The following is an 11,553-nucleotide window of genomic DNA, read 5'->3' on the forward strand; positions in this document are numbered from 1 at the left end:
GCACTTGCGCCCCTTCCTCATTTGACCAGGAAAGCCTTATGAACAACCTTCCTCAGTGGTGGCAAAACGGCACCATCTACCAGATCTATCCCAAGAGTTTTCAGGATACTACCGGCAGCGGCACCGGCGATTTACGCGGCGTTACCCTGCGCCTCGACTACCTGAAAACCCTCGGTATTGACGCCATCTGGTTGACCCCGTTCTACGTTTCACCACAGGTGGATAACGGCTACGACGTGGCAAACTACACCGCCATTGACCAGGCCTACGGCACGCTTGAGGATTTCGATGAGCTGGTGGCCGAAGCGAAATCCCGTGGCATCCGCATCGTGCTGGACATGGTGCTCAACCACACCTCCACGCAGCATCCGTGGTTCCGCGAATCCCTGAATCCACAAAGCCCTTACCGTCAGTTCTATATCTGGCGAGACGGCAAATCTGGCGAGCTGCCAAACAACTGGCGCTCAAAATTTGGCGGCAACGCCTGGCAGTGGCACGCCGAAAGCGAGCAGTATTATCTGCATCTGTTCGCCACCGAACAGGCGGACCTGAACTGGGAAAATCCACAGGTCCGTGCTGAGCTGAAAAAGGTTTGTGAGTTCTGGTCCGATCGCGGCGTGGACGGCCTGCGTCTCGACGTGATCAATCTGATTTCCAAAGATCAGGCGTTCCCGGGCGACCCGGTCGGCGACGGGCGAAGCTTCTACACCGACGGCCCACGCGTGCATGAGTTCCTGCAGGAAATGAGCCGCGACGTGTTCACCCCGCGCGATTTAATGACCGTCGGCGAAATGTCTTCCACTACTCTCGACCACTGTCAGCAATACGCCTCGCTCGACGGCAACGAGCTGTCGATGACCTTCAACTTCCACCACCTGAAGGTGGATTATCCAGGCGGCGAAAAGTGGACGCAGGCGTTGCCGGATTACGTGGCGTTAAAGGCGCTGTTCAGCCACTGGCAGCAGGGCATGCACAACGTCGCATGGAACGCGCTTTTCTGGTGTAACCACGATCAGCCTCGCATCGTTTCACGCTTTGGCGATGAAGGAGAATATCGCGTCCCGGCGGCGAAAATGCTGGCAATGGTGCTCCACGGCATGCAGGGCACGCCGTACATCTACCAGGGCGAAGAGATCGGCATGACCAATCCGCACTTCTCGACTATCCGCGAGTATCGCGACGTGGAAAGCCACAATATGTATGCCGAACTCCGCGCTCAGGGCCGCGATGCCGACGAACTGTTGGCGATCCTCGCCAGTAAATCCCGCGACAACAGCCGCACGCCGATGCAGTGGAATAGCGAGGAACACGGTGGCTTCACCACCGGCAGGCCGTGGATCAACCTCGCCGATAACGTAGCGGAGATCAACGCGCACGCGGCGCTCAAAGATTCGAATTCAGTGTTTTATGCCTATCAGAAGCTCATCGCCCTGCGTAAAGAAGAGCCGCTGCTGACGTGGGGGAACTATCAGGATCTGCTGCCGGAGCATCCGTCGCTGTGGTGCTACCGCCGCGAATGGCAGGGGCAAACGCTGCTGGTTGTCGCCAACCTCAGCCGCGACGAACAGCACTGCGAGCTTGAGACGATGGCGGGAGAGTGGGAAGTGGCGATAAGCAACTATCCTCAGCCGCAAAACAAACCGGGCGCGATGACGCTGCGCCCGTTTGAAGCGGTGTGGTGGCTGCAGAAGCCGTAGTATTGCCGGACGGCACTGCGTTTGCCCGGCCTACGCATACATGGCGGAACACAGTCATCCCGTAGGCCGGGTAAGGCGCATGCCGCCACCCGGCAATTCTCTTCTCATCAACAATCAGGCGTTTGGCACCCCATCCACCGCCACGGCGCTCTCTTTCTGCTGTGACGCATGCTCTTCCTTCGCCTTCAGGCGATCCCAGGCGCGGAAGAAGGGATAGTAAATCACCAGCGAAATCCCGAGGTTCACCGCCTGGAGCACCGTGCCGGAAACGTGCCCGCCGGTGGCCAGATAGCCGCTGATGAAAATCGGCGTGGTGAACGGCAGCGCGATCCCCGCAGGTGGAGCCACCAGCCCGGTCGCCATCGCGGTGTAGCTGACAATCACCAGCAGCACCGGCGTCAGGATAAACGGCAGGAAGAAGTACGGGTTCATCACCAGCGGAATACCGAACACCATCGGCTCGCTGATGTTAAACAGTGCGGCAGGCGCGGCGATTTTACCGAGCTGCTTCATCTGTGCGCTGCGGCTTCTCAGCACCATAAAAATCACTAACCCGAGCAGCGCTCCGGTACCGCCCGGTGCGATCCACAAATCATAGAACTGCTGGGTGATAATGTGCGGAACAGGCTGGCCGTTCTGGAACGCGGTCAGGTTTTCCGCCATATTCGACAGCCATACCGGCTGAATAAACACCAGCACGATGGCATCGCCGTGCAGGCCAAGCGTCCACAGAACGCCAATCAGGATAACCGAGATAATCATCCCCGGCAGCGTGCCGCCGACGTGGTGCATCGGAATGCCGATAAGCGTGGCAATCATGCTGTTAATGTCGCCGAACGGGGAGGCTTCTACCGCCAGACGCAGCGCCAGTACCACCGCCAGCACGCAAAAGCCCGGCACCAGCGCGAGGAACGATTTCGCCACCGCAGGGGGCACGCCGTCCGGCATGCGGATCACCAGATTGCGGCTGGCGACAAAGCGGTAAATCTCGGTAGAAAGCAGCGAAATCACAATCGCCACAAACAGCCCCTGGCTGCCGACAAAGTTAATCGGGAGCACGCCTTTCACCACCTCCGCTGCGCCGTGAACCGGGGTGAACAGCGTGTTCTGCGGAATGGTCATAACAAAGGCCACCAGCGACATCGCCCCGGCGGTGAGCGGATCAAGCGTGCGGTATTTTTCCGCGAGGCGGTAGGCAATCCCGAAGCTCGAAATCAGCGCCATGATGTCGTAGGTCGCCTTGACCGGATAGAGCATTTTGTCCCGCCAGACGTCACCGAACAGGTGGCTCATCATATCGGCGTAGCCCGGCACCGGCAGGTAAGCAAAAATCAGGAAAAACGAGCCTATCAGCATAAACGGCATATTGAGAATGATGCCGTCACGCACCGACAGCACGTGCTTCTGCCCGGCGATTTTCAGCGCGACGGGCATGACATAGCGTTCAATTAACGTTGTTTTTGACATGGTTATATCCCGTCTTAAAGGTTCAGTTAAACTGCGGTAACCACTGACGATTCAGGGTTAACACTTCGTCCAGCAGCGCCTGCGCGTCGGTGACGTTCCCCACCAGCGGGTTGGTCACCAGCGCCAGCAGCGCGCTTTCCCGACAGCCGTGAACGGCGGCCTCGATGGTTAAATGCTCGAATGCTTTCACCTGCTGGGTGAGGCCGTTCATCGCGGGCGGCAGCGGCCCGAAAGCCAGCGGACGCGCCCCCTGCGCATCGATAATGCTGTTGGTTTCCACCACCGCATCGTCGTCCAGTCCGTGAATAGCGCCGTTGTTACGGGTATTCACCACCATCTCTTTACCGAGATTGTTGTGAATAGCGTTGATCAGCTCCACCGCCACTTCGGAATAGTACGCGCCGCCGCGGAAGCTCAGCTGTTCCGGCTTTTCGTCGAGGCCGGGGCTGGCATAGAGCTCAAACAATTCCTGCTCCACTTTCATCACCTGCTCGGCGCGGGTGCCCTTGCTTTTAGCCGCTTCAATTTCATCGGCCAGCATCGCTGGCGTCAGCCAGAAGTAGCGATGATACGGGCAAGGAATGGCCTTCAGCGCGCGCAGGAAATCAGCAGGCCATGGCAGCTCCTTAATATTGTTCATTGAAAGCGCGCTGCCGTCGCAGAGCATCTCAATGACGTCTGCGGTGACATCCTTACTGTTGTGCATCACCTTGTGGATCCACACCATGTGGTTCAGCCCGGCAAAGCGCAGGTTGAGCGCGGCTTCATCGGCATCGAGCATTTTGCCAATCATGTGCTGCATATTGATAGGCACGTTACACAGGCCGATTATCTTCGCCTTGCTGTAGCGGCTGACCGCTTCGGTCACGATGCCCGCCGGGTTGGTGAAGTTAAGAATGAAGGCGTCCGGCGCCAGCTTCTCGACCTTACGCGCAACGTCAAGGATCACCGGAATGGTGCGCAGCGCTTTGGCGAAGCCGCCGACGCCGGTAGTTTCCTGCCCCAGCAGGTTGTATTTGAGGCCCAGACGTTCATCCTGGGCACGGGCCGCCAGCTGCCCGACGCGAAGCTGGGTGAGCACAAAGCTTGCGCCGCGAATCGCATCATCAAGGGTGAAGTGGACGCTCACTTTGACGTGCTCCAGCCCTTTGTGCTTGAGCATACGCCCGGTCAGCGCAGCGATAATCTCCACTTTCTCACGACCGGACTCCACGTCCACCAGCGCCAGTTCCGTCACCGGGAGCTGCTCGTAACGCAGGATAATTCCCTCAATCAGCTCCGGTGTGTAGCTGCTGCCGCCGCCGATGACGGCGATTTTTAATGCCTGCATGATGACCTCGTTTTCGGCACAGGGAAGCCCGCGCGTGTTCGCTAACGTCACGCGGAAGTGCCGGTCAGATTAGAAAAAGGAAAATCAGTGAGCGATGAGCGCCAGCGCTTTATCCAGCACCGCTGCGCCGCGCATCAGGCCGTAGTCGGCCATGTCGATCACCGCCACGGCTTTGCCCTGCGGTTCGGCAATCGCCGAGAGACGGGCAACTTCATATTTGACCTGGGGGCCAAGCAGTACCACGTCCGCGCCCGGCAGCTCGCGTTCGAACTCGGCGACGGGCACGGCGTAAATATCCAGATCCAGTGCGCGCTGCTGCGCTTCCGCCTTCATTTTGTTGACCAACATGCTGGTCGACATCCCCGCAGCGCAGCATAAAACGATTCGTTGCATGACGTTCCCCTTTAGTGATGCATGCGATCGCTTCCGACCCGCACGACTATATTGTTAAGATTATGTAATGGAGAAGGCTATATGAAATTTATTTTCATGGATGTGATCGATGCATAACTTTCAGCCAATAGTTGCGCCCTTACGGTACAGAGTTCAAGCAGAAATGTAGGCGGTATCAGCAATCAGTGGTATAAAGTGAGTCAACCATAAGTGAAAAATATTTTCAAACCGTGACATCACGCAAAGGACCGAACCGGATGGACATCGTTGGCCAACTGAAGGACGGAATGAGCCGTTTCAGCACCCAGGAATCCCGGGTGGCAACGTTTATTCTGGAAAATCTGAGCTTTACCGCCAGCGCCTCGATTGACGAACTGGCGGCGAAAGCGGGCGTCAGCCCGGCCACGATCACCCGCTTTGCCCGCTCGGTGGGCTGCGACGACATTCGCGATCTGCGTAAACAGCTGGCCCAGGCAAGCGAGCGCCGCTCAACCTGGGTATCAGGCCACAGCGCCGCGTTGCCCGCCGCCTGGCGCGATCGTTTCGACGCCGTAAACCTGACGCTGACGCATCAGCTGGAGCACACCAGCGAAAGCGCTCTCGATAAGCTGAAATCACGCCTGCAAACGGCCCGTGCCGTGCACTGCTTTGCGCTGGGAGAGCAGGACGTGCCGCTGGCGACCCTGTTACAGCATCAGCTGCTGCCGCTCGGCATTGCGCTTAATCTTTGCCAGGATGGCAACCTGATGCGGATGATTGCCAGCACGTTGAGCGACGATCATCTGCTGCTGGTGCTCGCCACCGGCCAGGCGGACAACCTGCTCCAGGGCGCGACGCTGCAGGCCCGCATGCAGGGCGCAACCATTTTTGCCCTCACGCCTGAAAATCACGCACTTAGCAACATGGCGGCGGAAGTGCTGCCGCTTTCCTCTTCGCCGCAGGCTGCCCGCTATGCGCTGCTGATGTTGGTGGATTTACTTAACGATACCCTCAATGCGTGATCCTCATCACGGCGCTGCTCGTGCCGTGACCAGCTGATTTTGCGGCTTTTTTACCCACCTCACCTTCCCGGAAATTTCATTTTAATCCGCACTGCCCGCCTGCTGCGCTGTCCCATTTTTACTTTGTTCTGAATCAAAAAAATCGCAAACATGTTTGATGCAAATCACTATATATAGAACTTAGAATGCACCCCGGCCCTACATATTGTATTAATCGTCTATTCTCACACCAATGGCCACACAAGCCAGGCGATGAGATTTGTGGATAAAAAGGGCCGGGACTGAAGGAAGTGATTGGCGAATAAGCCCAATTGCGCTTTCAGTCAGCTTTCCCCCTCTGTGGATAACCTGTTCTTTTAATTATGGAGTGATCATGACACCGCATGTGATGAAACGAGACGGCTGTAAAGCGCCTTTCAACTCAGCGCGCATCCAGGAAGCTATCCTGCGTGCGGCCAAAGCAGCGGGAGTCGATGACGCAGACTATTGCGCCACCGTCGCAGCAGTCGTCAGCCAGCAGATGCAGGGCCGCGACCAGGTTGATATCAGTGAGATCCAGACGGCGGTGGAAAACCAGCTGATGTCTGGCCCACATAAACAGCTGGCGCGTGCTTATATTGAGTATCGCCATGACCGTGACGTACAGCGCGAGAAGCGCGGTCGTCTGAATCAGGAAATTCGCGGTCTGGTTGAGCAGACCAACTCGGCGCTGCTCAACGAGAATGCCAACAAAGACAGTAAAGTGATCCCAACCCAGCGCGACCTGCTGGCAGGCATCGTCGCCAAACATTACGCGCGCCAGCATCTGCTGCCGTACGATGTGGTACAGGCGCACGAGCGCGGTGAAATCCACTATCACGACCTCGACTATTCGCCGTTCTTCCCGATGTTCAACTGCATGCTTATCGATCTTAAAGGCATGCTGACCCAGGGCTTCAAGATGGGCAACGCGGAGATCGAGCCGCCGAAATCTATCTCTACCGCAACGGCGGTCACCGCGCAGATCATTGCTCAGGTAGCGAGCCATATCTATGGCGGAACCACCATCAACCGCATTGATGAAGTGCTGGCCCCGTTTGTCACTGCAAGCTTCGCCAAGCACCGCAAAACGGCGGAAGAGTGGCAGATTCCGGATGCGGAAGGCTACGCCCATTCCCGCACCGAGAAAGAGTGCTATGACGCGTTCCAGTCACTGGAATATGAGGTCAACACGCTGCACACCGCCAACGGTCAGACGCCGTTCGTCACCTTTGGGTTTGGTCTGGGCACCAGCTGGGAATCGCGCTTGATCCAGCAGTCGATTCTGCGCAACCGCATCGCGGGTCTGGGTAAAAACCGCAAAACCGCCGTGTTCCCGAAGCTGGTCTTTGCCATTCGCGATGGCCTGAACCACAAGGCTGGCGATGCCAACTATGATATCAAGCAGCTGGCGCTGGAGTGCGCGAGCAAGCGTATGTATCCGGACATCCTGAACTACGACCAGGTGGTAAAAGTCACCGGTTCGTTCAAAACCCCGATGGGCTGCCGCAGCTTCCTCGGCGTGTGGGAAAATGAAAACGGCGAAGAAGTCCACGATGGCCGCAACAACATCGGCGTTATCAGCCTCAATCTGCCGCGTATCGCGCTGGAAGCTAAGGGCGACGAAGCCGCCTTCTGGATGCTGCTGGACGAACGTTTGCAGCTGGCACGTAAAGCGCTGATGACCCGCATCGCCCGTCTGGAAGGCGTGAAGGCGCGTGTGGCACCGATTCTGTATATGGAAGGCGCCTGTGGCGTGCGTCTGAAGGCCGATGACGACGTGTCTGAAATCTTCAAAAACGGTCGCGCGTCCATTTCGCTGGGCTATATCGGCATCCACGAGACCATTAACGCTCTGTGTGGTGAAACGCACATGTACGACAACGAAGCGCTGCGTGCGAAAGGCGTTGCCATCGTGCAGCGCCTGCGTGACGCGGTTGACCAGTGGAAGGATGAGACCGGCTACGGCTTCAGCCTCTACAGCACGCCAAGCGAAAACCTGTGCGATCGCTTCTGCCGCCTCGACACCGCGCAGTTCGGCTTGGTGAACGGCGTAACGGATAAAGGCTACTACACCAATAGCTTCCACCTCGACGTGGAGAAAAAGGTGAACCCGTACGATAAGCTCGACTTCGAAGCGGCCTACCCGCCGATCGCCAACGGCGGCTTCATCTGCTACGGCGAGTACCCGAACATTCAGCACAACCTGAAGGCGCTGGAAGACGTGTGGGACTATAGCTATCAGCACGTGCCGTATTACGGCACCAACACGCCAATCGACGAGTGCTACGAGTGCGGCTTCACCGGCGAGTTCGAATGCACCAGCAAAGGCTTTACCTGCCCGAAATGCGGCAACCACGATGCGGCTCGCGTCTCGGTCACCCGCCGCGTATGCGGCTATTTAGGCAGCCCGGATGCCCGTCCGTTTAACGCCGGGAAGCAAGAAGAAGTGAAGCGCCGCGTGAAGCATCTGGGGAATGGGCAAATCGGTTAAGCCTCTGCCACGTGACTGCCCGGTGGCGCTGCGCTTACCGGGCCTACAGATCCGCCATTCATTGTAGGCCGGGTTAGCGCAGCGCCACCCGGCATGGTTATCAGCTATGAACTTTCATCAGTACTACCCTGTCGACATCGTCAACGGCCCCGGCACTCGCTGCACGCTGTTCGTCTCCGGCTGCGTCCACGAATGCCCCGGCTGCTACAACAAAAGCACCTGGCGGCTTAACTCCGGCATGCCTTTTACCGTGGAGATGGAAGATCGCATCATCGCCGATCTCAACGACACCCGCGTGAAGCGTCAGGGGATTTCACTCTCCGGCGGCGATCCGCTGCATCCGCAGAACGTGCCGCACATTCTGAAACTGATAAAACGCGTTCATGCCGAATGCCCGGGGAAGGATATCTGGATATGGACGGGCTATAAGCTTGCGGAGCTGAATGCTGACCAGATGGCCGTGGTGGATCTGATTAACGTGCTGGTCGACGGGAAGTTCGTGCAGGACCTGAAAGATCCGGCGCTGATCTGGCGCGGCAGCAGTAACCAGGTCGTCCATCACCTGCGCTGAGGGTTCTGCAATGTTATCGCTACAGAAATAAAAAAACGCCCAAGGGCGTTTTTTTATTTATAAACAGCAATCAGGACACTCTGATATTTTCAGATTACGGCGCGAGCGATTCACCTGAATATATTATGCCTGATGCGGTTTTTTATTTACGATACTGCATCGGGGCGTAGCCCGATTGAATAAACGTAAAGACATTATCAAACGGCACCATGGCCGATTTACAGAAAATGCATTTCGCACCATGCGGATTGCTTTTCGTCACATCAAAAGCGGAGGTGCGGTACTGCGAGCCATGGCAGCATGGGCAGCGAAAATGGATAGATTGAGTCGTATTTTTCATATCAATAACCTTTATAATTTTTTTGGGTAAGTGGCCTGAAACAAAATTTGACGAGGTACAAAAGAAAAAACACCAGGAGATATCGGAGGATACTGCAGATGATGGGAATTGCTTTTAGGGTAACTTCAGTAAATTTTCACGTTCAAACCAGACCATCATTAACTCATGAATATTGTTTTCCGGCAAGCCCCGTTATAAAAAGAATTGTAAATAACAGGATTACGCGTTGTCATTGACGATAAGCAGTAAGCATTTCTTACACTTACTGCTCAGCATAAATAGCCATTAAAAGCGGCTCACGCACTCCATCGCCACCGTTTTAAATTCTCTGAAGTTCTTGCAGCTGCACAGCCTCGCCATCGCCCGCTCCCGCAGGAAGGTGACGAAAATATCGTAGATCGCCATCGCCTCTTCGTATTCGCTTTTGCTGATCGCCAGCAGGAAAATCACATGCGCAGTTTCATCGCCCCAGGCGATTCCCTGTGGCGCAAGCACGGTGTAGACCACGGTCTTCTTCGCCAGCAGCCCCAGGGCGTGCGGCAGTGCAATACCGTCGCCGAGCATGGTGCTGACAATGGCCTCACGCTCCACTACCGATGCGACAAATTCGTTGTCAACAAACCCTTCATCGCTCAGTTGCTTACACAGCCCGGCGAACAGCGTCTGCTGATCGATAGGCTCGTTGATAATGCGGAAATGGCGGGCGTCGAAAAACTTCTCCAGCATCCACGGACGGGTGCGGTCCACCAGCACCAGCTTGCCGATTTGTTCCAGCTGATACTCCGTCGGGAACGGCGACATCACTACCACCGGCTTGTCTTTATCCGTGATACGCACCGTTGAAACAACAAAATCTTCGCTGATGCTTTCGCGCTGTTCGTAGTCGCGCTGGGTGATGGTTTCGGTCATTTCGAGCTGCGGATATTTGCGCTGTAGCACCGCCTCAATCATGCGCACCATCGCGTTTCCGGCGTCGCACACCAGCAGCACACGCGGCTGACGCTGGTAGCCGATGTTGTAATGACGCTCCAGCCCCACGCCAATGTGCAGCACCAGAAAACCAATTTCGTTTTCGCTGATGGTCCAGGGCGTGTATTTGCTCCAGCCCGACACCGCAGCGAGAGTCATGTCCCAGGCCATCGGGTAGTGCTGTTTGATGTTATCGAGCAGCGGGTTGGGGATCATTATCTGGTAGCGCACACGGGTGATCATGGTTTTGATATGCGTCAGCAGGTCTGCGTGCAGCTGCTCATCGCTGAGCAGGTTGTAGTTATAGTGGCTGTTGATGTACTGGAGAATGTAGTTCACCAGCGCTTCGTCATCGTCGGCGTTGATCTGGCTCGGCGCGATATCCTGAACCTGACGTGCTGCAATGTGCACCCGAAGCCAGTTTTCTTCCGAAGCCGCCAGGGTTTTGCCCGCCAACTTTTGAATCGCGGCCGCAAGATCGCGAGCAGCATGGCGCACGTTCTCTTCCACATCATCGGCGGTAAATTCCGGCAGCGGATACCCTTCACTGACGCGGCGCACCGCCACCGCGCAGTAAAGACGCACGAACAGCTCGCCTTCGTCCGTCAAACGAATGTGCCAACGGCTGAAGACCTCCTGCAGGACCGCCGTCAGTTGCTCCGGCACGCCAGCGTTCAGCGCTTCCTGAGTCAACAGCGGGTTGGCGCTGTCCTGCTGGGCCAGCTGCCAGAGCAGGTCGGTAAGGCAGGCGCGAATGGCCATCTCGCTGCCGAAAAGCTTCACGCCGTGGCGCGGACGGGTTTCCAGCGTCAGCTGATAGCGCGCCAGCCACTCGCGCACCTCAGCCATATCCCCCTGAAGCGTGGCGCGACTGACAAACCATTCATCCGCCAGATCTTCAAGCTTGAGCGAAAAGGCCGACGTCAGAAATCGCACCATCAGATAGTGAACGCGCTCAGTGCCGGTGCGTGGAATGCGCAATGCGCGCGGGCGGGAATCCTGCAAGGACTGGAACAGTGCCGGGTCGTCAACGCGCAGCTGATAGCCGTTGCCCCGACTCAGCACGAACTGCGCGCCGTGCTGAACCAGCAGCGCATTGAGTGCGGTGATATCTGCCCGAACGGTTCGCGTGGAAACAGAAAGCCGCCGGGCGAGTTCGTCCTGCGGCAGCGTTTCGTTTTGCAGCATGTCAAAAAGCTGCGCTAAGCGTTGATTCGGGAATCGCACTCCGGTGTCCTCATGTTCAGAACGGGCGCTAAGCGCCCGCGGTGTT

General features: G+C 56.9%; 9 protein-coding genes. 4 read left to right on the forward strand and 5 right to left on the reverse strand.

Features of this window, described 5'->3' with window-relative positions:
* The first annotated feature begins 38 nt into the window (after positions 1 to 38).
* A complete protein-coding gene (gene treC / locus RTU33_RS17535; protein ID WP_312629062.1) occupies positions 39 to 1,697 on the forward strand; it encodes an alpha,alpha-phosphotrehalase in 1,659 nt (552 codons plus the stop codon).
* 114 nt (positions 1,698 to 1,811) lie between these two features.
* Here the strand turns inward: treC and celB are convergent, their stop codons facing one another.
* The 3 genes from celB to RTU33_RS17550 all read right to left on the reverse strand — a co-directional run bounded on the left by celB (position 1,812) and on the right by RTU33_RS17550 (position 4,887).
* Entirely contained in the window at positions 1,812 to 3,164 is a 1,353-nt protein-coding gene (celB, locus tag RTU33_RS17540) for a PTS cellobiose transporter subunit IIC (protein ID WP_312629063.1), read from the reverse strand.
* A 22-nt stretch (positions 3,165 to 3,186) separates the two neighbouring features.
* The gene (locus tag RTU33_RS17545) at positions 3,187 to 4,494 is read right to left on the reverse strand and encodes a 6-phospho-beta-glucosidase (protein ID WP_312629064.1); all 1,308 of its coding nucleotides are present in this window, start codon (positions 4,492 to 4,494) and stop codon (positions 3,187 to 3,189) included.
* Positions 4,495 to 4,578: 84 nt separating this feature from the next.
* Positions 4,579 to 4,887, reverse strand: coding sequence for a PTS sugar transporter subunit IIB (locus RTU33_RS17550; protein ID WP_312629065.1), 309 nt, complete (start codon positions 4,885 to 4,887; stop codon positions 4,579 to 4,581).
* A gap of 257 nt (positions 4,888 to 5,144) precedes the next feature.
* Between RTU33_RS17550 and RTU33_RS17555 the strand changes: the two genes are divergently transcribed.
* The 3 genes from RTU33_RS17555 to nrdG all read left to right on the forward strand — a co-directional run bounded on the left by RTU33_RS17555 (position 5,145) and on the right by nrdG (position 8,971).
* The gene (locus RTU33_RS17555; protein WP_312629066.1) at positions 5,145 to 5,888 is read left to right on the forward strand and encodes a MurR/RpiR family transcriptional regulator; all 744 of its coding nucleotides are present in this window, start codon (positions 5,145 to 5,147) and stop codon (positions 5,886 to 5,888) included.
* 373 nt (positions 5,889 to 6,261) lie between these two features.
* Positions 6,262 to 8,400 (forward strand): anaerobic ribonucleoside-triphosphate reductase, encoded by a 2,139-nt coding sequence (gene nrdD / locus RTU33_RS17560; protein ID WP_312629067.1) that lies wholly within the window; start codon positions 6,262 to 6,264, stop codon positions 8,398 to 8,400.
* 106 nt (positions 8,401 to 8,506) lie between these two features.
* On the forward strand, positions 8,507 to 8,971 hold the full coding sequence (gene nrdG, locus RTU33_RS17565) for an anaerobic ribonucleoside-triphosphate reductase-activating protein (protein WP_312629068.1): 465 nt from the start codon (positions 8,507 to 8,509) through the stop codon (positions 8,969 to 8,971).
* Positions 8,972 to 9,113: 142 nt separating this feature from the next.
* Here nrdG and RTU33_RS17570 read toward each other — a convergent pair whose 3' ends face one another.
* Entirely contained in the window at positions 9,114 to 9,311 is a 198-nt protein-coding gene (locus RTU33_RS17570; protein WP_312629070.1) for a cold-shock protein, read from the reverse strand.
* Positions 9,312 to 9,596: 285 nt separating this feature from the next.
* Complete coding sequence (locus tag RTU33_RS17575) at positions 9,597 to 11,507, reverse strand: PRD domain-containing protein (protein ID WP_312629072.1); 1,911 nt, start codon at positions 11,505 to 11,507, stop codon at positions 9,597 to 9,599.
* Positions 11,508 to 11,553: the final 46 nt, after the last annotated feature.

The sequence above is a fragment of the Scandinavium sp. genome (assembly GCF_032012665.1).
Lineage (GTDB): Bacteria > Pseudomonadota > Gammaproteobacteria > Enterobacterales > Enterobacteriaceae > Scandinavium.

What these genes read in the sequence shown, in the direction of transcription:
- treC (WP_312629062.1), top strand. Translation starts at nt 39, where the DNA reads ATGAACAACCTTCCTCAGTGGTGGCAAAACGGCACCATCTACCAGATC.
- celB (WP_312629063.1), bottom strand. Translation starts at nt 3,164, where the DNA reads ATGTCAAAAACAACGTTAATTGAACGCTATGTCATGCCCGTCGCGCTG.
- RTU33_RS17545 (WP_312629064.1), bottom strand. Translation starts at nt 4,494, where the DNA reads ATGCAGGCATTAAAAATCGCCGTCATCGGCGGCGGCAGCAGCTACACA.
- RTU33_RS17550 (WP_312629065.1), bottom strand. Translation starts at nt 4,887, where the DNA reads ATGCAACGAATCGTTTTATGCTGCGCTGCGGGGATGTCGACCAGCATG.
- RTU33_RS17555 (WP_312629066.1), top strand. Translation starts at nt 5,145, where the DNA reads ATGGACATCGTTGGCCAACTGAAGGACGGAATGAGCCGTTTCAGCACC.
- nrdD (WP_312629067.1), top strand. Translation starts at nt 6,262, where the DNA reads ATGACACCGCATGTGATGAAACGAGACGGCTGTAAAGCGCCTTTCAAC.
- nrdG (WP_312629068.1), top strand. Translation starts at nt 8,507, where the DNA reads ATGAACTTTCATCAGTACTACCCTGTCGACATCGTCAACGGCCCCGGC.
- RTU33_RS17570 (WP_312629070.1), bottom strand. Translation starts at nt 9,311, where the DNA reads ATGAAAAATACGACTCAATCTATCCATTTTCGCTGCCCATGCTGCCAT.